General features: G+C 70.5%; 21 protein-coding genes. 9 read left to right on the forward strand and 12 right to left on the reverse strand.

The window, feature by feature from the left end:
- Positions 1–5 precede the first annotated feature (5 nt).
- From AB0I89_RS15465 to AB0I89_RS15475, 3 genes are read left to right on the forward strand one after another with little or no spacing between them, the layout of a single operon-like run.
- The gene (locus tag AB0I89_RS15465) at positions 6–962 is read left to right on the forward strand and encodes an ABC transporter permease (protein WP_357126221.1); all 957 of its coding nucleotides are present in this window, start codon (positions 6–8) and stop codon (positions 960–962) included.
- 7 nt (positions 963–969) lie between these two features.
- Entirely contained in the window at positions 970–1,998 is a 1,029-nt protein-coding gene (locus AB0I89_RS15470; protein WP_357126224.1) for an ABC transporter ATP-binding protein, read from the forward strand.
- Positions 1,982–3,016 carry a dipeptide ABC transporter ATP-binding protein gene (locus AB0I89_RS15475; RefSeq protein ID WP_357126227.1) on the forward strand — a complete coding sequence of 345 codons (1,035 nt, stop codon included), beginning with the start codon at positions 1,982–1,984 and terminating at the stop codon, positions 3,014–3,016. The genes AB0I89_RS15470 and AB0I89_RS15475 overlap by 17 nt, the downstream gene beginning before the upstream one ends.
- A 178-nt stretch (positions 3,017–3,194) precedes the next feature.
- On the opposite strand, the gene purH is transcribed toward AB0I89_RS15475, so the two are convergent.
- Positions 3,195–4,766 (reverse strand): bifunctional phosphoribosylaminoimidazolecarboxamide formyltransferase/IMP cyclohydrolase, encoded by a 1,572-nt coding sequence (gene purH, locus AB0I89_RS15480; protein WP_357126230.1) that lies wholly within the window; start codon positions 4,764–4,766, stop codon positions 3,195–3,197.
- On the reverse strand, positions 4,763–5,383 hold the full coding sequence (purN, locus tag AB0I89_RS15485) for a phosphoribosylglycinamide formyltransferase (RefSeq protein WP_355050659.1): 621 nt from the start codon (positions 5,381–5,383) through the stop codon (positions 4,763–4,765). The genes purH and purN overlap by 4 nt, the downstream gene beginning before the upstream one ends.
- 167 nt (positions 5,384–5,550) lie before the next feature.
- Here purN and AB0I89_RS15490 point away from each other — a divergent pair, with 167 nt between their 5' ends.
- Positions 5,551–5,862 (forward strand): CD225/dispanin family protein, encoded by a 312-nt coding sequence (locus tag AB0I89_RS15490; RefSeq protein WP_355050660.1) that lies wholly within the window; start codon positions 5,551–5,553, stop codon positions 5,860–5,862.
- A 26-nt stretch (positions 5,863–5,888) separates the two neighbouring features.
- Positions 5,889–6,455, forward strand: coding sequence for a DUF4190 domain-containing protein (locus AB0I89_RS15495; RefSeq protein ID WP_357126234.1), 567 nt, complete (start codon positions 5,889–5,891; stop codon positions 6,453–6,455).
- A gap of 154 nt (positions 6,456–6,609) precedes the next feature.
- Here AB0I89_RS15495 and AB0I89_RS15500 read toward each other — a convergent pair whose 3' ends face one another.
- Entirely contained in the window at positions 6,610–7,905 is a 1,296-nt protein-coding gene (locus AB0I89_RS15500) for a DUF6350 family protein (protein ID WP_357126237.1), read from the reverse strand.
- A 201-nt stretch (positions 7,906–8,106) separates the two neighbouring features.
- On the opposite strand from AB0I89_RS15500, the gene AB0I89_RS15505 reads away from it, so the two are divergent.
- Positions 8,107–8,367 carry a DUF4190 domain-containing protein gene (locus AB0I89_RS15505; RefSeq protein WP_357126240.1) on the forward strand — a complete coding sequence of 87 codons (261 nt, stop codon included), beginning with the start codon at positions 8,107–8,109 and terminating at the stop codon, positions 8,365–8,367.
- Positions 8,368–8,430: 63 nt separating this feature from the next.
- Here the strand turns inward: AB0I89_RS15505 and sucD are convergent, their stop codons facing one another.
- The 3 genes from sucD to AB0I89_RS15520 all read right to left on the reverse strand — a co-directional run bounded on the left by sucD (position 8,431) and on the right by AB0I89_RS15520 (position 11,321).
- Positions 8,431–9,318 (reverse strand): succinate--CoA ligase subunit alpha, encoded by an 888-nt coding sequence (sucD, locus tag AB0I89_RS15510; protein ID WP_357126243.1) that lies wholly within the window; start codon positions 9,316–9,318, stop codon positions 8,431–8,433.
- A 2-nt stretch (positions 9,319–9,320) separates the two neighbouring features.
- Positions 9,321–10,499 (reverse strand): ADP-forming succinate--CoA ligase subunit beta, encoded by a 1,179-nt coding sequence (gene sucC, locus AB0I89_RS15515; RefSeq protein WP_357126246.1) that lies wholly within the window; start codon positions 10,497–10,499, stop codon positions 9,321–9,323.
- 417 nt (positions 10,500–10,916) lie between these two features.
- Complete coding sequence (locus tag AB0I89_RS15520; protein ID WP_357126249.1) at positions 10,917–11,321, reverse strand: cobalamin B12-binding domain-containing protein; 405 nt, start codon at positions 11,319–11,321, stop codon at positions 10,917–10,919.
- A 427-nt stretch (positions 11,322–11,748) separates the two neighbouring features.
- Between AB0I89_RS15520 and AB0I89_RS15525 the strand changes: the two genes are divergently transcribed.
- Both AB0I89_RS15525 and AB0I89_RS15530 read left to right on the forward strand, forming a co-directional pair.
- On the forward strand, positions 11,749–12,456 hold the full coding sequence (locus AB0I89_RS15525) for a M23 family metallopeptidase (RefSeq protein ID WP_357126252.1): 708 nt from the start codon (positions 11,749–11,751) through the stop codon (positions 12,454–12,456).
- 261 nt (positions 12,457–12,717) lie between these two features.
- A complete protein-coding gene (locus AB0I89_RS15530) occupies positions 12,718–13,485 on the forward strand; it encodes a M23 family metallopeptidase (protein WP_357126255.1) in 768 nt (255 codons plus the stop codon).
- Positions 13,486–13,576: 91 nt separating this feature from the next.
- On the opposite strand, the gene pcrA is transcribed toward AB0I89_RS15530, so the two are convergent.
- Entirely contained in the window at positions 13,577–15,982 is a 2,406-nt protein-coding gene (gene pcrA / locus AB0I89_RS15535; RefSeq protein WP_357126258.1) for a DNA helicase PcrA, read from the reverse strand.
- Between the two features lie 388 nt (positions 15,983–16,370).
- On the opposite strand from pcrA, the gene AB0I89_RS15540 reads away from it, so the two are divergent.
- Positions 16,371–16,664, forward strand: a complete 294-nt coding sequence (locus tag AB0I89_RS15540) for a chorismate mutase (RefSeq protein WP_357126577.1) — start codon at positions 16,371–16,373, stop codon at positions 16,662–16,664.
- A 73-nt stretch (positions 16,665–16,737) separates the two neighbouring features.
- Here AB0I89_RS15540 and AB0I89_RS15545 read toward each other — a convergent pair whose 3' ends face one another.
- The 5 genes from AB0I89_RS15545 to AB0I89_RS15565 all read right to left on the reverse strand — a co-directional run bounded on the left by AB0I89_RS15545 (position 16,738) and on the right by AB0I89_RS15565 (position 22,466).
- Complete coding sequence (locus tag AB0I89_RS15545; protein ID WP_355050671.1) at positions 16,738–17,751, reverse strand: dipeptide ABC transporter ATP-binding protein; 1,014 nt, start codon at positions 17,749–17,751, stop codon at positions 16,738–16,740.
- Complete coding sequence (locus AB0I89_RS15550; RefSeq protein WP_357126580.1) at positions 17,744–18,772, reverse strand: ABC transporter ATP-binding protein; 1,029 nt, start codon at positions 18,770–18,772, stop codon at positions 17,744–17,746. The genes AB0I89_RS15545 and AB0I89_RS15550 overlap by 8 nt, the downstream gene beginning before the upstream one ends.
- A 25-nt stretch (positions 18,773–18,797) precedes the next feature.
- Entirely contained in the window at positions 18,798–19,757 is a 960-nt protein-coding gene (locus tag AB0I89_RS15555; RefSeq protein ID WP_357126262.1) for an ABC transporter permease, read from the reverse strand.
- Positions 19,750–20,676 (reverse strand): ABC transporter permease, encoded by a 927-nt coding sequence (locus AB0I89_RS15560; protein ID WP_357126265.1) that lies wholly within the window; start codon positions 20,674–20,676, stop codon positions 19,750–19,752. Before AB0I89_RS15560 ends, AB0I89_RS15555 begins: the two co-directional genes overlap by 8 nt.
- Positions 20,677–20,825: 149 nt before the next feature.
- Complete coding sequence (locus AB0I89_RS15565) at positions 20,826–22,466, reverse strand: ABC transporter substrate-binding protein (protein WP_357126268.1); 1,641 nt, start codon at positions 22,464–22,466, stop codon at positions 20,826–20,828.
- Between the last annotated feature and the right edge of the window lie 33 nt (positions 22,467–22,499).

Here is a 22,499-nt window from a genome sequence, read left to right on the forward strand (position 1 = left end):
CCGGCATGAGTGACTTTGAGACTGTCGCGGCCAGCGAGAACCAGGCCGCGCGGCGGGGCCCTTCGGGCGAACCGGGCGCACCCAACCAGGTGGGCGTTCCGCAGAAGTCCCGCAGCCTGGCCGGAGACGCCTGGCGGGACCTGCGCCGCAACCCGATCTTCTGGATCTCGCTGGCACTGGTCACCATCTTCACCCTGATGGCACTGCTCCCCGGGGTGTTCACCACGAACAATCCGAACGACTGCCTGCTCTCCCGACAGCACGCCGGGCCGTCCGGCGGAGCTATCTTCGGGTACGACTTCCAGGGCTGCGACACGTACTCCCGGGCGGTCTACGGCACCCGGGCCTCGCTGCTGGTCGGTGCGCTCGCCACCCTCGGCACCGGGATCATCGCGCTCGTGGTCGGCATGCTCGCCGGTTACTTCGGCCGCTGGGTCGACGCGGTGCTCTCCCGGGTGATCGACGTGGTGCTCGGTATCCCGCTGCTGCTGGCCGCGATCGTGCTGCTCAAGCGGGTGTCCAGCGACAGCCAGTGGGCCCGGATCGGCGCTGTCGTCTTCGTGCTGGCGCTCCTCGGATGGACCACCGCCGCCCGCGTGGTCCGTTCCTCGGTGATCACCGCCAAGGAACAGGACTACGTCGCGGCGGCCCGGATGCTCGGCGCCGGCAACAGCCGGATCATGTGGCGGCACATCCTGCCGAACTCGCTGGCTCCGGCCATCGTGGTGCTGACGATCGCGCTCGGCTCGTTCATCGCCGCCGAGGCGACGCTGTCCTTCCTCGGCATCGGCCTCAAGGCGCCGACCATCTCGTGGGGCCAGGACATCGACACCGGCCGGATCCACATGCGCGAGGCGGCCACCCCGCTCCTCGTTCCGTCGGCCTTCCTCGCGCTCACCGTCCTGGCGTTCATCATGCTCGGCGACGCGATCCGTGACGCCTTCGACCCGAAGCTGCGGTGATTCACTCATGACCGTCGAACCCACGCCCGCCTCCGCCACGCCCGAGGGCGGTCACCTGCTGGAGCTGCGGGACCTGCACGTCGAGTTCCGCACCAACGAGGGTGTGGCCCGGGTGATCAACGGCGTGTCGTACCACCTGGACGCCGGGGAGACCCTCGCCGTGCTCGGTGAGTCCGGCTCCGGCAAGTCGGTCACCGCTCAAGCGATCATGGGCATCCTGGACTCGCCGCCCGCGTTCGTCCGCTCCGGCCAGATCCTCTACCAGGGTCAGGACCTGCTCACCCGCTCCGAGGAGCAGCGTCGGCAGGTACGCGGCAAAGAGATCGCGATGATCTTCCAGGACGCGCTGTCCGCCCTCAACCCGGTGTTCCCCGTCGGCTGGCAGATCGGTGAGACGTTGCGCCAGCGCGCCGGGATGTCCCGGGGTGACGCCCGCCGTCGCGCGATCGAGCTGATGGACCTGGTCAAGATCCCCGGGGCCGCCAAGCGGGTCGGTGACTACCCGCACCAGTTCTCCGGCGGCATGCGGCAGCGCGTCATGATCGCGATGGCGTTGGCGCTGGACCCGAAGGTGCTCATCGCCGACGAGCCGACCACCGCGCTCGACGTCACCGTGCAGGCCCAGATCATGGACCTGCTCGCCGACCTGCGCCGGGACCTCAACATGGCGATGATCCTGATCACCCACGACCTGGGCGTGGTCGCCGGCGTCGCGGACCGGATCGCGGTCATGTACGCGGGCCGGATCGTCGAGCACGCCGACGTCCGCTCGCTCTACAAGGCGCCGGCCCACCCGTACACCAAGGGGTTGTTGGAATCGATCCCCCGCCTGGACGTCCGCGGCCAGGAACTGGCGACGATCAAGGGGTTGCCCCCGAACCTGATGCGCATCCCCTCCGGATGCCCCTTCCACCCCCGGTGCCCGTACGCGCAGCAGGTCTGCGTGGACGTGGTGCCGCACGACCTGGTCCTCGGCGACGGCCGAACCAGCGCTTGCCACTTCGCGCAGGAGGTCCGTGATGACAGCGCCCGCTAGCTCCGCCAAGGTCCGGGGCGAGACGATCCTCTCCGTCGACAACCTGGTGAAGCACTTCCCGATCAGTCAGGGTGTGCTGTTCCAACGGCAGATCGGCGCGGTCAAGGCCGTCGACGGCGTGAGCTTCGAGCTGCGCCGGGGCGAGACGCTGGGCGTGGTCGGCGAGTCCGGGTGCGGCAAGTCCACCCTCGCCCGACTGCTCATGCGGCTGGAGACGCCCACCTCCGGAAGCGCCACCCTGGAGGGCAGGGACCTGTTCAAGGCCTCCGGGTCCGAACTGCGCCGGCTACGCCGGAACATGCAGATGGTCATGCAGGACCCGTACACGTCGTTGAACCCGCGGATGACGGTCGGCGACATCATCGGCGAGCCGTTCGAGATCCACCCGGACGCCGCGCCCAAGGGCAGCAAGGCCAAGCGGGTCCAGGAGCTGCTCGACCTGGTGGGGCTGAACCCGGAGCACATCAACCGGTACCCGCACCAGTTCTCCGGCGGTCAGCGGCAGCGCATCGGCATCGCCCGGGCGCTCGCGCTGCGGCCCGAGGTGATCGTCTGCGACGAGCCCGTCTCGGCGCTGGACGTCTCCATCCAGGCCCAGGTGATCAACCTGCTGGAGCAGCTCCAGGACGAGTTCGGGCTCTCGTACATCTTCATCGCCCACGACCTGTCCGTGGTGCGGCACATCGCCGACCGGGTCGCCGTCATGTACCTCGGGCGGATCGTCGAGATCGGCACCGAGGACGAGATCTACGAGCGGCCGACCCACCCGTACACCCAGGCCCTGCTCTCGGCCGTGCCGGTGCCGGACCCGGAGGTACGCGACCAGCGCAGCATGATCCGGCTGGTCGGCGACGTGCCGAGCCCGGCCGACCCGCCGAGCGGCTGCCACTTCCGGACCCGCTGCTGGAAGGCCCAGGAGATCTGCGCGATCGAGGACCCGCAGACCGTCCCGAGAGCGGCAGACCCCCACCCGTCCGCCTGCCACTTCGCCGAACTCCGCTCCCCCACCACAGCCTGACCCGCCCCCACCCCCACCCCCGCCCGCCCCCGCCCTTCCGCCCGCCCTCGTCGATCATGAAGTTGCGGTGGGCGAACCCTCCGCCGGCGCCCCTTTTGCGGGGCACCACAACTCCATGATCGACGCGGGCAGGGCGGGGCGGGGCGGGGCGGGGCGGGGCGGGGCGGGGTGGGGTGGGTCAGTGGAAGAAGTGGCGGGTCTTCGTCAGGTACATCGTTACGTTGGCCTTCTTCGCCGCTTCGATTACCTCTTCGTCGCGGATGGAGCCGCCGGGCTGGACGATGGCGCGGACGCCCGCGTCGATGAGGATCTGCGGGCCGTCGGCGAACGGGAAGAACGCGTCCGAGGCGGCCACCGAGCCACGGGCCCGGTCGGCGCCGGCGCGGCTGACCGCGAGCTGCGCCGAGTCGACGCGGTTGACCTGACCCATGCCCACCCCGACGGTCGCGCCGTCCTTGGCGAGCAGGATCGCGTTGCTCTTCACCGCGCGGACCGCCCGCCAGGCGAACGCCAGGTCGCGCAGCAGCTCCTCGTCGGCGGGCTCACCGGTCGCCAACTGCCAGCTCGCCGGGTCGTCGCCGGGGGCGTCCACCCGGTCGGCGGCCTGGGTCAACACGCCGCCAGTCACCGACCGCCACTCGACGGCAGCCGGAGTCCACGCGGGCGCGCGCAGCAGCCGGATGTTCTTCTTGCCCTGCAACACCTCGACCGCGCCCTCGTCGAAGCCGGGGGCGACCACCACCTCGGTGAAGATGTCCGCGACCTGCCGGGCCATCTCGACCGAGACCGGCCGGTTGACGGCGATGACACCGCCGAACGCCGACACCGGGTCGCAGGCGTGCGCCCGGCGGTGCGCCTCGGCCACGTCCACGCCCACCGCGATGCCGCACGGGTTGGCGTGCTTGATGATCGCCACGGCCGGCTGGTCGGCGAAGTCGTTCGCGGCCCGCCAGGCGGCGTCCGCGTCCACGTAGTTGTTGTACGACATCTCCTTGCCGTGCAACTGCTCGGCCTGAGCCAGCCCTGCCGGGGCGTCCGGGTCGACGTAGAGAGCGGCCGGCTGGTGCGGGTTCTCGCCGTACCGCAGCACCGTCGACTTGCGCAGCGCCGAACCGGCGAACGCCGGCCAGGTGTCGTCGGCGGGAGCCAGCTCACGGGCACACCACTGGGCGACCGCCACGTCGTACTCGGCGATGTCGGCGAACGCGCGGGCCGCGAGCGCGCGACGCTGGGCCAGCGTGAAGCCGCCCTCGTCGAGCGCGCCGAGCAGCGCCGGGTAGCCGGCCGGGTCGGTGAGCACGGCGACCGAGGCGTGGTTCTTGGCGGCGGCGCGCACCATGGCCGGGCCGCCGATGTCGATCTGCTCCACGCACTCCTCGACGCCGGCCCCGGAGGCGACGGTCGCCTGGAACGGATAGAGGTTGGAGACCAGCAGGTCGAACGCGGCCACCCCCAGCTCGTCGAGCTGGGCCACGTGGGTGTCCTTGCGCAGGTCGGCGAGCAGGCCCGCGTGCACCTTCGGGTGCAGGGTCTTCACCCGGCCGTCGAGCACCTCGGGGAACCCGGTCACCGTCTCCACCGGCGTCACCGGCACCCCGGCGGCGGCGATGGTGCCCGCCGTGCTGCCGGTGGACACGATCTCCACACCGGCCGCGTGCAGGGCCTGGGCCAGCTCGACCAACCCGGTCTTGTCGTAGACGCTGACCAGCGCCCGCCGAATCGGGCGACGCCCGTCCTGAGTGGGACTCACGGAACCGTGACCTTCCTTCCGGTGATGGTCCAGCCTTCGCGGACCAGCCGACCGACCTGCTCGACGAGCTGGCGGCGCTCGGCTTCCTTGATGCGTTCGGTGAGGGTGTCCACGTCGTCGTCGTCCAGCACCGGCACTGCGACCTGCGCCACGATCGGCCCGGTGTCCATGCCGGCGTCGACGAAGAACAGCGTGGCCCCGGTGAGCTTCACGCCGTAGGCGAGAGCGTCGCGCGGGCCGTGGATGCCGGGAAACGCCGGCAGCAGGGTGTTGTGGGTGTTCAGGTAGCGGTCGCCGAAGGCGGCGAGGAAGTGCGGGCCGACCAGCTTGAGGAACCCGGCGGAGATGACCAGGTCCGGTTGGTGCTTGGCGACGTGCGCGGTGAGCGCCCGGTCCCAGTCTTCCCGGCTGTCGTGATCCGGGACCCGCTCGACGAACGTCGGCACCCCGGCGGCCTCGGCCCGGTCCAGGCCCGCGATGCCGTCGCGGTCCGCGCCGACCGCCACCACCTGGGCGCCGTACGCGGGATCGACCGCGGCGTCCAGCAGGGCCTGGAGGTTGCTCCCGGAGCCGGAGACGAGGACGACGATGCGGGCGACGGACGCGGGCTCGGTCACCGCAACACCCTATCGGGCAGGTCACGAACGACCTTCGACCGGGCGGCGCGCCGATTCTGTGCCGGTGCGGACGAGCATCGAACCGGTACGCTGCCGGTCGCTCGGGCTGGACACCGCGCCGGCCCGCACCCCTGTCAGTAATCCGGCACGGCGAGCGTGCCGATCGAATGAGGAGCACCCCCATGCACCCCGGCGCCCACCCCCAGCAGCAGCCGCCGATCAACAACAACATGACGATGTCGATCGTCGCCATCTTCCTGTTCTGGCCGCTGGCCATCCCGGCGATCATCAACGCGTCGAAGGTCAACCCGCTGCTGCAGCAGGGTGACTACGCCGGTGCCCAGGCCGCCGCCGCGGAGTCGCGGAAGTGGTCGAAGTGGGCCCTCATCGTGGGCATCGCGTGGCTTGTCATCGTGTTGCTGTGCTGTGCGTTGGGCGGCCTGGGCGCGATCATGAGTGGGAACAGCAGCACCAACTGACGGATCCAACCAAGGAGTTCTCTCGAATGCAGCCCGGTAATCCCGGTCAGGACCCGTACGGCCAGCAGCCGAACGACCCGTACGGCCAGCAGCCGAACGACCCGACCGCACCCCAGCCGCCGCACGACCCGTACGCCCCGCCGCCGGCCGCCCCGTACGGCCAGCAGCCCACCTCGGGCCAGCCGTACGGCCAGCCCGCTCCGGGGCAGCCCTACGGCCAGCCGCCGCAGGACCCGTACGGCGCGCCGCAGGCCCCGTACGGGCAGCAGCCGCAGGCGCCCTACGGCGCTCCGACGTACCCGAACGCCGGGTACCCGCAGGCCCAGGGGCAGAACAACACCCTCGGTCTGGTGTCGATGATCCTCGGCATCGCGTCGATCCCGCTGGTCTGCTGCGTCTTCCTGGGTATCCCGGTGGGCATCGCCGCCGTGGTGACCGGCTACCTCGCCAAGCAGAAGGTCGCCCAGGGCCAGGCCAGCAACGCGGGCCAGGCCAAGGCCGGTCTGATCTGCGGCGCGGTCGGCGTCGGCCTGGGCATCCTGCTGCTCCTGCTGAACGTCATCGGGAGCTTCAGCCTGCCGACCGAGCCCTGATCGGCAACCCTCTCGTCGGGGCGCTCCGGATCTCCTCCGGGGCGCCCCGCGGCGTTCCCACCCTCGATCCCCCACGCGTTGATCATGAAGTTGTCGCCCCGCACCTCGGCGTGTCGTGACAACAACTTCCTGATCAGCCGAAGGGCGGGGGTGGTCAGGGGGTGGGGCGGGGGGTGCGGGCCAGTACGCGGGTGGCGGCGGCGCCGAGTAGCGCGCCTACCGCGACGACGCCGGCCGCCACGGCGCCGACCTGCCAGGCCACCGGCCCGAGCTGCGCCAGCCGCCCCGATCCGAGTGGTCCGGCGGAGGCCGCGGCGGCGACGCCGAGCAGCACGCCGGCCACCGGGCCGGCCAACGCGGCCGGCGCCAGCAACTCCGCCCACCGTCGCGGGGCGCGCTCCGGCCCGGCGACGCGGGCCAGCCGGCGGGCGAGCAGCCAGCCGGCGACCATCCCGGCCAGCACCGGCACCGCGAGCAGCAGGGCGCCGAGGCCGTCCACCGGGCCGCGCGGCAAGCCGGCGAGCAGGGGTACGGCCGGCAGCGCGCCGACGGACACCTCGCTGGTACGCACCGCCGTGTCGACGCCGACCGCGAAGCCCGGCCCGAGCAGATAGCTCGTCGACCAGACCGCCGCGTTCGGCGCGTACGCCATGCTGACCAGGGTGATCCCGGCCTGCCCGGCCACGCCGGTCCGGTACGCGCCGATCATGTCCGCCGCGTCGCCGCCCCCGGTGGCCACGGCCAGGCCGGCCGCGCCGGCCCCCGCGCCGAGCAGCAGGAGCGCGGCCACCAGGCCGGTGCGGACGCCGTCGCGCAGCGGGCCGGGTATCCGGGCGACGAGCAGCCGGGTCACGGCGGTGATCCGGATCGCGCCGACCAGCGCGCCGAGCGTGCCGACCACCGCGAACGTGGCCGCCGCCCGCACCGGGGACACCTGTGGACCGTGCGCGCCGATCAGCACCGCGGCGAGAGCGCCGAGCAGGGCGTACGCCAGACCGACCGCTCCGGCCGCGATCAGCGCCCGGCGCGGTGAGCGGCTGTCGCGGGCGCCGATCGCGCGGCTCACGTGCACGCCGGCCCGGGTGAGTCGCCACAGCGCGAGCACGGTCAGCGCCAGCGGGGCGAGCCCGAACGGGCCCGCCTCGGTGTGCAGCGGGACGCCGTGCCCCACCAGCCAACCGGCCAACGCGGTGCGCAGGGTGCCGCCCAGCGTGGTGGAGTCCGCGCCCAACTGGACCAGGCCGAGCACGATGGCCACCGGCAGGTACGAGGTGAGGGCGGCCCCGCCGGCGGCCACCCCGGCGGCGACGGGCAACGGCGCCCGGCCGCGCGGCGACCCACCGGCGCGGGGCGCGGGCACCCGTCGGCGCGGCGGGGCGCGGTCGACCGGCCGGTCGTCGGCGCGTACGCCGCCGGCACGGCTGGGACGGTCAGGGGTGACGGGGGACATCCGCTCTACTCTGGCACGTCGCGCGGGCTGTGGCAGTCCGTTAACGCGCCCTCAGCGGCGGCGAGTTGGGCGAACCGGGTTCCGGACGGCCCGCGCGGGTCTAGCCTCGGCCCAGAGGGGGGTGGCCGTCGCCGCCATCGGGTCTCATCCGCCGGTCGCGGCCCGGGTCCGCCCGCCGCCCACGACCGACCGGAGGTAGTCGTGACGACCACATACCCGCCGCCACCGCCGGCCCGGGGCCGGGACCGCACCACGCTCTGGGGCGTGCTGGGCATCGTCCTCGGCCTGATCTGTTGCGGCATCCTCGGCATCATCTTCGGTTACCTGTCACTGCGGGACGCGCGGCGTAACGGCCAGTCGCCGGTGCTCGGCTACCTCGCCATCGCGTTCGGCGTGATCAACATCATCGGCGGGTCGATCCTGCGTCTCACCGGCAACTACCCGTTCTGGAACAACGACTGAGCCGGCGGTACGACGAAGGGGCCGACCGGTTCCGGTCGACCCCTTCGCTGTTGCCCTGCCGGCTCAGTTGCCGGACATGATCTCCCGCATCAGCTTCGCGGTCTCGGTCGGCGTCTTGCCGACCTTCACCCCGACGGCCTCGAGCGCCGCCTGCTTCGCCTCGGCGGTGCCGGCCGAGCCGGAGATGATCGCGCCGGCGTGGCCCATGGTCTTGCCGGGGGGCGCGGTGAATCCGGCGATGTAGCCCACCACCGGCTTGGTGACGTTGGCCTTGATGAACTCGGCGGCCCGCTCCTCGGCGTCGCCGCCGATCTCACCGATCATCACGATGGCGTCGGTCTCCGGGTCGGCCTCGAACGCCTTGAGGGCGTCGATGTGCGTGGTGCCGATGATCGGGTCGCCACCGATGCCGACGCAGGTGGAGAAGCCGATGTCGCGCAGCTCGTACATCATCTGGTAGGTCAGCGTGCCGCTCTTGCTGACCAGGCCGATCCGGCCGGAGCCGGTGATGTCGGCCGGGATGATGCCGGCGTTGGACGCGCCCGGGGAGGCGATCCCCGGGCAGTTCGGCCCGATGATTCGGGTGCGCTCGCCCTGGGCGAGGTTGTACGCCCAGAACGCGGCGGTGTCGTGCACCGGCACGCCCTCGGTGATCACCACGGCCAGCGGAATCGCGGCGTCGATCGCCTCGACCACGGCGGCCTTGGTGAACTGCGGCGGCACGAAGATGACGGTGACGTCGGCACCGGTCTCGGCCATGGCGTCCGCCACGGACGCGAACACCGGCAGCTCGGTGCCGTCGAAGTCGACCTTCTGGCCCGCCTTGCGCGGGTTGACGCCGCCCACCACGTTGGTGCCGGCGGCGAGCATCCGCCGGGTGTGCTTGGAGCCCTCGGAGCCGGTCATCCCCTGGACGATGACCTTCGATTCCTTGGTCAGCCAGATAGCCATGATCAGACCCCCGCAGCTGCCAGCTCAGCGGCCCGCTCGGCCGCACCGTCCATGGTGTCCACCCGCTGCACGAGCGGGTTGTTCGCGCCGTCCAGGATCGCCCGGCCAGCCTCGGCGTTGTTGCCGTCGAGACGGACGACGAGCGGCTTGGTGACCTTCTCGCCACGCTGCTCGAGCAGGGCCAGCGCCTGGATGATGCCGTTGGCGACCTCGTCGCAGGCGGTGATGCCGCCGAAGACGTTGACGAAGACGCTCTTCACGGCCGGGTCGGAGAGCACGATCTCCAGCCCGTTCGCCATCACCGCGGCGCTCGCGCCACCGCCGATGTCGAGGAAGTTGGCCGGCTTGACGTTGCCGTGCCGCTCACCGGCGTACGCGACCACGTCGAGGGTCGACATGACCAGGCCCGCGCCGTTGCCGATGATGCCGACCTCGCCGTCGAGCTTGACGTAGTTGAGGTCCTTGGCCTTGGCGGCCTGCTCCAGCGGGTCCACGCTGGCCTGGTCGACCAGGGCCTCGTGGTCCGGGTGCCGGAACGCGGCGTTCTCGTCCAGGGTGATCTTGGCGTCGAGCAGCAGCAGCCGCCCGTCGCCGTTCTTGGCGAGAGGGTTCACCTCGACCAGGGTGGCGTCCTCGGCGACGAACGCCTGCCACAGGCCGACGGCCACCTCGACGACCTGGTCGGCGACCTCGGCCGGGAAGCCGGCCGCGGTGACGATCTCCCGCGCCTTGGCCTCGTCGACACCGGTGTTGGCGTCGATCGGCGCCTTCACCACGCGGTCCGGGGTCTCGGCGGCGACCTGCTCGATGTCCATACCGCCGGCCACGCTGGCGATGCAGAGGAAGGTGCGGTTCGCCCGGTCGAGCAGGTACGAGAAGTAGTACTCCTCGGCCACGTCCGCCGTCACGGTGATCATGACCTTGTGGACGGTGTGACCCTTGATGTCCATGCCCAGGATGTCGGTGGCCCTGGCCACCGCCTCATCCGGGCCCTCGGCGAGCTTGACGCCACCGGCCTTGCCTCGGCCGCCGACCTTCACCTGCGCCTTGACGACCACTCGACCGCCGAGGCGTTCGGCGATCGCGCGGGCCTCTTCCGGGGTCGTGGCAACGCCGCCGGCCAGCACGGGCAAGCCGTGCCGCTCGAACAGGTCCCGCCCCTGGTACTCGTACAGGTCCACGATTGCGCGTCCCGTCCCGTCTCCGCGGCGCGCCGTCGCGCCGCCACCAGCGTTCAGAAAACAGTTTGACGCCTGTCATCAGTTGAAACAGGCCATTGGCCGCAGCCTAGCGAGGTGGGCACGGCCGGCAACCGAGCGGGTGCGCGGTGTGCCGTAATGCACAGAGGCGGTCGGGACACGACCCGTTCCGACCAGGCCAGGGTCGGTGTCAGCCGTCCGGGCGATGTTGGCAGGGGTGCGTAACCCGGCCGTGGGGTCGTCGTTGAGTCAGGTGTCGGAGCGCTGCACAGCGCGATGACGGGAGACGGCCGATGCCCTGTCGGTCGAGGGGTGGCGGCGGGGCATCGTGCATAGAGGGGCCGGACGTGTGAGGGGTGCGTCCGGCCCCTCCCCCGTGCCCGGATACCGCGCCGCCGCTCAGGAGACCGGCTGCGCCACGTTCTCGCGGACCCACTCGACGATCGCCTGGGTGGTGGCGCCCGGCGTGAAGATCTTCGCGACGCCCAGCTTCTCCAACTCCGGGATGTCGTCGTTCGGGATGATGCCGCCACCGAAGACGACGATGTCCCGCGCGTCGCGCTCGGTGAGCAACTCCAGCACCCGACGGAACAGCGTCATGTGCGCGCCGGAGAGCACGGAGAGTCCGACCGCGTCGGCGTCCTCCTGGATGGCCGTCTCCACGATCTGCTCGGGCGTCTGGTGCAGGCCGGTGTAGACGACCTCCATCCCGGCGTCCCGCAGGGCGCGGGCGACGACCTTCGCGCCGCGGTCGTGGCCGTCCAGACCTGGCTTCGCGACGACGACCCGAATTCGAGAGCTCATCAGCGCACACCTTTCACCGGCTCCACGGCCTTCACCTGAACGAACGGTAACCCGCCCGGCCGGGGCCGGGAAATCCGGGCTGGAAACACGTCCGTCATCCCGGCGACCACGGACGCGCCCGGCGGCAAGCGCCCTCGCCCGGCCGTGGCGTCAAGCCGGACGACTCCGCCGGATCGGTCACGCTCGGCGACGAACGGGTGGTTACGGGGGCACCGTTCGACGGCACGATGCATGACAATCACGGACGCAAACGGACAAGTCGACACGCCAATTCAGCGGTCTGGCTTGTGACTCGCCTGGTGGTTGGCTAACGTGTCCACGGTTGTCATCAGGTCCATGGACGGGTGACGACGCGGTCGGCAGACGTTCATCCGAGCTTCACGGACGTCCACCGGTCGCCTCGGAACCCCGACAACGGAGGGTGTGCGTGCGCCAGCGCCTGTCGTCTGAGCCCGATCGATATCGCGGCCGCCGCCGCGTACCCACCCCCCCGCGTAGCCGTTACGCGGCGGTCGTCACCACCGCGTTCGTCGGCGCGGGCATCGTCGCGCTGGGCGCGTCGGCCCTGCCGGACGCCAAGGACGTCAGCCCGTCGGTGCTCGACGAGCTCAAGCAGGCGTCGGTCACCAGCCAGGACGCCGCAGCCCGCGCGGACAACGCCGAGCGCGCCTCCCGGGACAGCCGCGGCAAGGAAGCGGCCGAGCCCGAGGTCTGGATGCTGCCGCTGCAGGGCTACGACTTCAACTCGCCGTACGGGATGCGGTGGGGCAAGCTGCACACCGGTGTCGACCTGGTCGTCCCCGAGGGCACGCCCTACGTGGCCGTCCACGACGGGCTGGTCACCAAGGCCGGCTGGTTCGGCGGCTACGGCTACGCCGTGATCGTGCAGCACGCCGACGGCAGCGAGGCCATCTACGGCCACTCCTCCGCGCTCAGCGTCAAGGAGGGCCAGCAGGTCAAGGCGGGCGACCAGCTCGGCCTGGTGGGCCAGACCGGTCACGCCTACGGCACCCACCTGCACCTTGAACTCCATGTCAAGGGCGCACCGATCGACCCCGTTCCGTACCTGCAGGAGCGCGGAGTGGACATCAAGCTGCAAGTCGAGGCAATCTACAGCGATGTAGCCGCGTCCTGACGCTGCGTACTGACCGTTGACCGCCCGGATCTGTCGATCCGGGCGGTTCTGCGTGCGCTGATGTTCCCTGGGTCACAGCGTCGACTGTGGCCCAGCACACGGGCCGCATGATCACTTATCCGGACGGAACGCTTCAGGACGCCGCATAACGGGCCGTCCCGGCTGCGGCCGGCGGGCCGGGCGTCCGGTCCCGGCCATCGCCCGACTCGGCCCGGCACCAGTATTTCGAGGTCAAGTGCCCCTCGACTGTGAAGGTCCGCCGTGCCGGAAGACAGCCCCGTCCAGAACGAGAACACCCCCGACACCACCGGTGAGCAGCCTCGGCGTGCCCGCCGGCGGAACCGCCTCATCGTGCTCGGCGCGGCCAGCCTGGTCGCCCTCGGCCTGGGCGGGGTCGCCGTCGCCACCACCGGACCCGACCGGCCCGCGCCCACCGCCGTCTCGCTCGACGCGCGGTCCCGGGCCGAGGCCGCCAGCCGGGCCGACCGTTCGGCCCGCGAGTCGAGCCCGCCCGCCTCCCCGTCGGCCAGCCCGACCGCGAGCCCCTCGGCCGTCGCCGCCAGCCCGTCGCCCACGAAGACGGCCACCGCCAAGCCGAAGCCGAAGCCGAAGAAGACCACCAAGCCGACGGCCGCCTGGGTCGACCCGATGCCCGGGGCCGCGGTCACCTCCTGCTACGGCGAGCGCTGGGGCACCCTGCACGCCGGGATCGACCTGGCGCTGCCCTCGGGCACCCCCATCCGCGCCGCGGCGGCCGGCACTGTCACCCAGGCCGGCGACGCCGCCGACGGGTACGGGAACTCCGTCTTCATCGACCACGGCAACGGCTACCTGACCCACTACGCCCACCAGAGCCGCATCGCGGTCACCGTCGGCCAGAAGGTCAAAGCCGGCCAGGTGATCGGTTACGAGGGCGCCACCGGCGACGCCACCGGCCCACACCTGCACTTCGAGGTGCACCAGGGCATGTGGAACCAGATCGACCCGGCCCCGTTCATGCGCGCCCGAGGCGTGGACCTGGGCTGCTGACCCCGCACCTGCGCCGATCTTGCACTTTCTGTGGCGACAAAAAGGGCATGAGCCCCGATGTCGACGACCGAAAGTGCAAGATCGGCGCGGGTTAGAGCTTGTCGACCGGGGCGTGGCGCAGGACCAGCCACATGGTCTGGTCGCCGAAGTCGATCTGCGCGCGGGCACCCGGGCCGTGGCCCTCGACGGCCAGCACCCGGCCCAGGCCGTAGCGCTGGTGGTTGACCCGGTCGCCGGCCGCCACCTTCGGCCCCTGCGGCAGCTCGCTGGCCGTGGTCAGGCGACTGCCGTCCACGCCGAGCCGCTGGGCGAGCTGAGCCGCCTTGGGCGTACCCCCGGTGAAGGTGCCGCGCCCGCCGGGCGCGCGGTCCGCGCGGCCACCGACGCCGCCGCCCCCGCCAGCCCACGAGGTGTACGACCCCTCGGTGCGCTCCCAGCGCACCAGCTCCGGCGGCAGCTCCTCCAGGAAGCGTGACGGGGGGTTGTAGGACGGCTGCCCCCACGCCGAACGGGTGACCGCACGGGACAGGTAGAGCCGCTGTCGGGCACGGGTGATCCCCACGTACGCCAGTCGGCGCTCCTCCTCCAACTCGCGGGTGTCGCCCAGCGAGCGCAGGTGCGGGAAGACGCCGTCCTCCAGGCCGGTCAGGAAGACCACCGGAAACTCGAGGCCCTTGGCGGTGTGCAACGTCATCAGGGTGACGACGCCCTGGTGGTCGGGGTCGTCGGAGGGGATCTGGTCGGCGTCGGCCACCAGCGCGACCTGCTCCAGGAACCCGGCCAGGGTGGCCCGCTCCCCGTCCTCGCCCAGGGCCTCGATCCGCTCGGTGTACTCCCGGGCGACGCTGACCAACTCCTGGAGGTTGTCCACCCGACCGGCGTCCTGCGGGTCGAGGCTCTCCTCCAGCTCGGTGAGGTAGCCCGAGCGGGTCAGCAGGGCCTCCAGCACCTCCTCCGGGGTGCCGGTCTCGGCCAGCTCCCGTGCGCCGTCGAGCAGCGCCACGAAGTCGGCGATGCCGTTGGCCGCCCGGGTGGAGATGCCGGGCGCCTCACGGGCCCGGCGCAGCGCCGCGCCGAACGAGATCCGGTCGCGGCTGGACAGCGCCTCGACGCACGCCTCCGCACGGTCGCCGATGCCCCGGCGTGGGGTGTTCAGCACCCGCCGCAGGCTCACGGTGTCGTCGTCGTTGACCACCGAGCGCAGGTACGCCAGCGCGTCGCGGACCTCCTTGCGCTCGTAGAAGCGCACCCCGCCGACCACCTTGTACGGCAGGCCGGCGCGGATGAACACCTCCTCGAAGACGCGGGACTGGGCGTTGGTGCGGTAGAAGACGGCGACGTCACCGGGGCGGGTCTCGTCGGCGTCGACCAGCCGGTCGATCTCCCGGCCCACCCAGTCGGCCTCGGAGTGCTCGGTGTCCGCCACGTACCCGACGATCCGCTCGCCGTCGCCGGCCTCGCTCCACAGCCGCTTCGGCTTGCGGGACGTGTTGCGGTCGATCACCGCGTTGGCCGCGTTGAGGATGGTCTGCGTGGAGCGGTAGTTCTGTTCCAGCAGGATCGTCCGCGCGTCGCTGAAGTCCCGCTCGAACTCCAGGATGTTGCGGATCGTCGCGCCCCGGAACGCGTAGATCGACTGGTCGGCGTCACCGACCACGCACAGCTCGGCCGGGTCCAGCCCGTCGGTGCCGGAGACCAGCTCCTTGATCAGGACGTACTGGGCGTGGTTGGTGTCCTGGTATTCGTCGACGAGCACGTGCCGGAACCGCCGCCGATAGCTCTCGGCCACGTGCGGGTGGGACTGGAGCAGGTGCACCGTCGTCATGATCAGGTCGTCGAAGTCCAGCGCGTGCGCCTCGCGCAGCCGGCGCTGGTAGAGCGTGTACGCCTCGGCGAGCGCCCGCTCGTTGGGCCCGCTGGCCCGCGCGGCGAACTGCTCCGGGTCGACCAGCTCGTTCTTGAGGTTGGAGACCTGGGCGGCCAGCCCACGCGCCGGGTAGCGCTTCGGGTCGAGATCCAACTCCCGGGTGACCAACTGCATCAGGCGGCGGGAGTCATCCGCGTCGTAGATCGAGAACGTCGATTTGAGGCCGGCGTGCTCGTGCTCGGCGCGCAGGATGCGGACGCACGCGGAGTGGAACGTCGACACCCACATCAGCCGGGCCCGTGGACCGACCAGCGCGGCGACGCGCTCCTTCATCTCGCCCGCCGCCTTGTTGGTGAACGTGATGGCGATGATCTCGCCGGGGTGGACGTCCCGTGCGGCGAGCAGGTAGGCGATCCGGTGGGTGAGCACCCGGGTCTTGCCGGAGCCCGCGCCGGCCACGATCAGCAGCGGCGAACCGGCGTGGCTGACCGCGTCGCGCTGCGGCCCGTTCAACCCGTCGAGCAGTTGCCGCGGATCGAGGCGGGCGGCGGCCGGCCCAGGCCGGTGCGGACGGGCCGGCGCGGACTCCGGCGCGGGCGGGGACGCGGGGATGTCGAAGAGAGGATGCATCGCGCGCCAAGTCTATGCCGCCAGCCGGACACTTCCCGACCGGTGCGGGGCCCGTCCGCCAGCCGGGCCCTGCGTCACGAACCGCGTCGAATCCTTGCGCGCCGGCCATCCGCGTGGGCATACTCGACGGCGTGATCGGAGCGCGCTACTACTTTTACTACGGCACCGGGAGTCCGGCTGCCGTAGGTCGCGCCTGATCGATCAGACCTGCGAAAAGCCCCGGGCTCCTGGAGTCCGGGGCTTTTTCGTCCCGGGTTGCGGGCACGGGGCACCAGAGCGCGAGAGGTACCCGATGATGACAGACGTGGTGGAGCAGAACGGCGGCCCGGCACGGCCGGACCCGGCACAGGCCTCGGTCGACGGGAGCGTGCCGGAGGCGGGCCCTCCGATGGAGTCCGGCGAACCGGCCGACGCGCGGACCGGCACGGTGGAGCCGACCGCCGCCGCGCGGATCGTGCAGATCAGGGAGCGGATCGACGAGATCGACCACGCCTTGATCACGCTCTGGCAGGAGCGGGCCGCGCTGTCGCGGGAGGTCGGCGCGACCCGGATGGCCTCCGGCGGCACCCGGCTGGTGCTCTCCCGGGAACGGGACATCCTGGAACGCTTCCGGCTCGCGCTCGGCGCCGACGGTACGCAACTGGCGCTGTTGCTGCTGCGAGCGGGCCGCGGCCCGCTCTGAGGCGCTCAGCGGGCCGGGAAAGACAGAACCGCCTGCCGTCGTCGTGGTGACGTCGGCAGGCGGTTCCGGTGGATCACGCCTCGTGGGTGGCGACGATCTCGCGCCGCTCCGCGAAGTGGCACGCGCTCGGGTGGTCCGAGTCGCGGCGGATCTCCAGCAGCGGGACCTGCTCGGCGCAGACATCCTGCGCCTTCCAGCAGCGGGTCCGGAACCGGCAGCCCGAGGGCGGGCTGATCGGCGACGGCACGTCACCCGTGAGCCGGATGATCGTCTTGTTGTTCCGCTGGGTCGGGTCCGGCACCGGCACCGCCGAGAGCAGCGCCTGGGTGTACGGGTGGGTCGGCCGCTCGTAGATCTCGTCCTCGGTGCCGATCTCGACGATCTTGCCGAGGTACATCACCGCCACGCGGTCCGACAGGTGGCGGACCACCGACAGGTCGTGGGCAATGAAGATGTACGACAGGCCCAGCTCACCCTGCAGCTTCTCCAGCAGGTTCATCACCTGGGCCTGGATGGAGACGTCCAGCGCCGAGACGGGCTCGTCGCAGACGATCACCTCGGGCCGCAGCGCGAGCGCCCGGGCGATGCCGATGCGCTGCCGCTGACCGCCGGAGAACTGGTGCGGGTACCGGTTGATGTGCTCCGGGTTCAGCCCCACCAGGTCGAGCAGCTCGCGGACCTTGGCCCGGCGGCTGCCCCGGGGCGCCACCTCCGGGTGGATCTCGAACGGCTCACCGATCAGGTCACCGACCGTCATCCGCGGGTTCAGCGAGGTGTACGGGTCCTGCATGACCAGCTGGATCTGCCGACGCAGCCGGCGCAGCGCCCCACCGGAGAGCTTGGAGATGTCCTGGCCCTTGTAGACCACGCTGCCTGCGGTCGGCTTCTCCAGGTTCATCAGAACCCGGGCGAGGGTCGACTTGCCGCAGCCGGACTCGCCGACGACACCGAGCGTCTCGCCGGCCCGCAGACCGAACGAGACCCCGTCGACGGCCTTGACCTGACCGACGGTCTTCTTGAACACCACACCCTGGGTGACGGGGTAGTGCTTGACCAGGTCACGGACCTCGAGGATGTTCTCAGACACGGTTCACCAGCTCCTCGGCGAAGTGGCAGGCGCTGGCCCGGGCGTGGCCCACCTGAAGCAGCGGGGGGACCTTCTCCCGGCACACCGGCTGAGCCATGGGGCAGCGCGGGTTGAACGGGCAGCCCGGCGGGATGTTCATCAGGTTCGGCGGGAGGCCCTTGATCGTCCGGAGCTGCTGCCCCTTCTCGTCGAGACGCGGGATCGAGTCGATCAGACCCATCGTGTACGGGTGCGCCGGCTTGGCGTACAGGTCGTACACGTCGGCTTCCTCGACGATGCGGCCCGCGTACATGACGGCGATCCGGTCCGCGACGTCGGCGACCACGCCGAGGTCGTGGGTGATCAGGATCATGCCCATCTGCCGCTCACGCTGAAGCTCCGCGAGCAGGTCCATGATCTGGGCCTGCACGGTCACGTCGAGCGCGGTGGTCGGCTCGTCGGCGATCAGCACCTCGGGGTCGAGCGCCAGCGACATCGCGATCATCGCGCGCTGCCGCATACCACCGGAGAACTGGTGCGGATAGTTGTTGAACCGGCCCTTGGCGTTCGGGATCTTGACCTGGTCGAGCATTTCGATCGCGCGCTTCTTGGCGTCGGCGCGACCCATGCCCCGCCGGACCCGGAACTGCTCGGCGATCTGGAACCCGACGGTGAAGACCGGGTTCAGGGCGGAGAGCGCGTCCTGGAAGATCATCGCGATGCCCTCGCCGCGGATGCGGCGGCGCTCCTCGCCGGACATGCGGAGCATGTCCTTGCCGTGGAAGCGGACCTGCCCACCGGTGACGAAACCCGGGGGCGTGTCGAGGATGCCCATGATGGTCTGCGCCGTGACGCTCTTGCCGGAGCCGGACTCGCCGAGCACGGCGAGGGTCTCCCCCGCGTCGACGTGGTACGTGACCCCGTTGATGACCTTTGCGACGCCGTCCCGGGTACGGAACTCCACCCGCAGGTCGTCGACCTCGAGCAGCCGGCCGGAGGGACGCCCGGACCCGCCGGATCCCGGCGCGGACTGCTCGGACACGAGAATGTCGGACACTGGATCTCCCCTAGCGGAGTTTCGGATCGAGGGCCTCGCGGACCGCCTCGCCGAGCATCACGAAGCTCAGCACCGCGGCGACGAGGAAGGCGGCGGGGAAGAACACCAGCCCCGGCGCGACCCGGATGAAATCCTTGCCCTCGCTGATCATGATGCCCCAGGACACCACCGGCGACTTCAGGCCGACGCCCAGGAACGAGAGGGTGGCCTCGGCGCCGATGAACGAGCCGACCATGATCGTGCCGTAGACCAGCAGCGGGGCCAGACAGTTCGGCAGCAGGTGCTTGAGGATGATCCGACCGCTACCGGCACCCAGCGCGCGGGCCGCGACGATGTAGTCGGCCTCCCGGGTGGCGAGCACCGAGGAGCGCATCAGCCGCATCACGACCGGCCAGCTCAGCACGATCAGCGAGACGGTCACCAGGCCCATGATCTCGGCCTTGCTGTTGCTGGTGCCCGAGCCGTTGAACGTGGTCAGGATGACGATCGCGCCGAGCACGAACGGAACCCCGAAGAACACGTCGGCGATCCGGCTGAGCAGCGTGTCGACCCAACCACCGAGGTAGCCGGAGATGATGCCCATGGTCCCACCAACCAGCAGGGTGCCGACCACGGAGAGCACGGCGACCACGACGGAGGCGCGGGCACCGTAGATGACCCGGGCGTAGACGTCCCGGCCCTGTAGGTCGTACCCGAACCAGGCGTTCCCGGACGCCTTGTTGAGGCTGCGCGACAGGGAGCCGTTGACCGCGTCGCCCGGGGCGAACAGCGACGGGAAGGCCGCCATCAACAGGAAGATGACGATGAACGTCGCCGAGATCCAGAACAGCGGCTTGCGGCGCAGGTCGCGCCAGGCGTCACCGAGCAGACCGCGCGGCTTCTCGTTGCTCTGGGGCCCCGGGGCGGCCGGGGTGTCCGTCGCCTGCGGGGTGGGGGTGCTGACGATCGATGCGGTGCTTGGGTCACTCATAACGGATCCTCGGGTCCAGGGCGGCGTAGAGCAGGTCGACCAACAGGTTCATCAACAGATAGACGACCACCAGTACGACCACGATGCCGACCACCGTAGCGCTCTCCTTGGTGATGATCGCGCGGTAGACCTCGCGGCCGATTCCGTTGATGCCGAAGATGCCCTCGGTGACGATCGCGCCGCCCATCAGCGCGCCAAGGTCGGTGCCGAGCAGGGTGACCACCGGAATGAGCGAGTTGCGCAGCAGGTGCACACCCACGACCCGGCGCATCGGCAGGCCCTTGGCGATGGCGGTGCGCACGTAGTCCGCTCGGCGGTTCTCCGCGATGCTCGTGCGGGCCACCCGGGCGATGTACGCCACCGACGCGCTACCGAGCACGAAGCCCGGGACGATCAGTTCGGACAGCCGCATCTCCGACGAGACGGTCGGCTTGACGAGGCCCCACTGCACGCCCAGCAGCCACTGCAGCACGAAGCCGACGACGAACACCGGCAGCGCGAGCAGGAAGAGGGTCGAGACCAGGACCAGGTTGTCCAGGAAGCCGTTGCGGCGCAGACCGGTCAGGATGCCGGCGCCGAGGCCGACGATGGCCTCGATGGCGAGCGCGACCAGGGCCAGCTTCAGCGTGTTGGGGTACGCCGTGGCGATGATGTCGCCGATTTCGCGCTGCGAGAACGTCTGCCCGAAGTCGCCCTGAAGGAGGTTCTTCATGTAGTTGCCGTACTGCACGAAGACGTTCTGGTCCAGGTGGTACTTCTCGGTCATGTACGCGATGTACTGATCCGGGCAGCGGCGCTCGCCGCACTTACCGGCGAACGGGTCGCCCGGGACCGACCAGACGAGCCAGTAGATCAGGAAAGTCGAGCCGATGAAGACCGGCACGAGTTGGAGCAGCCGTCTCAACAGATAACGGCCCATGGGGTGGTCCTCCAGACAGGGGGCGCGTCGGACGGCCGACACGGTGGCGACAACGTGGCGAGTGGCATGTTGTAGCACCCACTCGCGGAACGGCCCCGGGTCGGGCTCACCGGATGTGGCGAGCCCGACCCGGGGTCAGACCGTACGGATCAGAGCTCGACCGAGGTGATGTCGAGTTCGCCGACGTTGTTCAGCTCGAGCTTCTTGATCTTCTCCGAGTGGCCGGACTGCTGGCCGTAGAAGTAGATCGGGATGCTCGGGACGTCCTGGTCGACAACCTCGACGGCCTTGGCGAACGCCTCGTGCGAGGCCTCCAGGCTCGGCGCGGCGCTGGCCTGCTTGGCCAGGGTGTCGACCTGCGGGTTGCTGTACAGACCGTCGTTGGAGGAGCCACCCTTGACGTAGAGCGGGTTGACCCAGTTCTCCACGTCCGGGTAGTCCTGCTGCCAGGCGGCACGGTACGGGCCGTTCATCTTGTGCGCGTTGATGTTCTGCCGGAAGACCGCGAAGGTCGGGACGCCCTCGGCGCGGGCCTCGATGCCGAGGTTGGTCTTGACCTGCTGCGCAACGGCGTCCATCCAGTCCTTGTGGCTGGAGTCGGCGTTGTAGTAGAACACCATCTCACCGGTGAAGCCGCCGGCCTCGGTCAGCAGCTGCTTGGCCGTGGTCGGGTCGAACTTGCAGGCGGTGCAGTTGCCCGGCTTGGCGCCCGGGGTCAGCGGGTTCGCCCAGCTGTCGGCCGGCTTGCGGGTACCGAAGAAGATCTTGTCCGAGATCTCCTGCCGGTTGATCGACAGCGAGACCGCGCGACGCAGCTTCGGGTTCTGGAAGCGCTTGTCGTAGATCGGGAACGCGATGAACGCGGTCGACGGGGTGACCGTGTTCAGGCCCCGCTCGCCGAGGTCGGCCTTCCACTTGTCGCCGGCGAGCGCCGAGGTGGGGACAACCTCCATGAAGTCGAGGTTGTTGCTCAGCAGGTCGGCGTACGCGGCCGTCTCGTCCTGGTAGAGCTTGACGTCGACGTCCTTGATCTTCATCTTGTCACGCAGGTTGTAGTCGTCGAAGCGCGTGAGCTTGATGACGACGTTGTCCTGCCACGAGACGAACTTCACCGGGCCGTTGCCGATCGGCTTCTTACCGAAGTCCTCGGGCTTCATGGTGAAGAACGCGTCCGGCAGCGGCATGAAGGCGCTGTAGCCGAGCTTGGTCGGGAAGACCGCGGTCGGCGCGGCGAGGGTGACCTCGAAGGTCTGGTCGTCGACGACCTTCAGGCCGGAGAGCTCCTTGGCCGACGGGGTCGGGGCCTTCTGCGGGCCGTCCGCGCCGTCCGGGTCCTCGGTGTAGGTCTTGTCGAAGCCCTCGATGTCCGAGAAGAAGGAGCCGTTCTGCGCGCCGTTCGGCGAGTACGCGGCCCAGTTCCAGGCGTCGACGAAGTTCTTCGCCTTCACCTCGGTACCGTCGTGGAACTTGGTACCCTTCTTGATCTTGATCGTGAAGACCTTGGAGTCCTTGGTGTCGATGGACTCGGCCAGCGCGTTGCGCGGGGCCCCACCGTCGTTCGGGTACTCAACCAGGCCGGTGAACAGCCAGTCGATGACCTTGCCACCGCCGGTCTCCGTGGTGTTCGACGGAACCAGCGGGTTCTCCGGCTGGACGCCGTGGATGACGATGGCGCCGTCCTTGCTGGCGGCGGCGTCGCCGTCGCCGTCACCGCTCGAGCAACCGCTCGCGACAAGCGCGGCAGCCGCGCTGAGCGCGATCGCGCTCGTCGCCCGCTTCGAGACTCTCATTCCGAGGGGCCTCCTCTTTCTAACCTGGTCCGT

It is taken from the genome of Micromonospora sp. NPDC049801, assembly GCF_040656575.1.
Lineage (GTDB): Bacteria > Actinomycetota > Actinomycetes > Mycobacteriales > Micromonosporaceae > Micromonospora.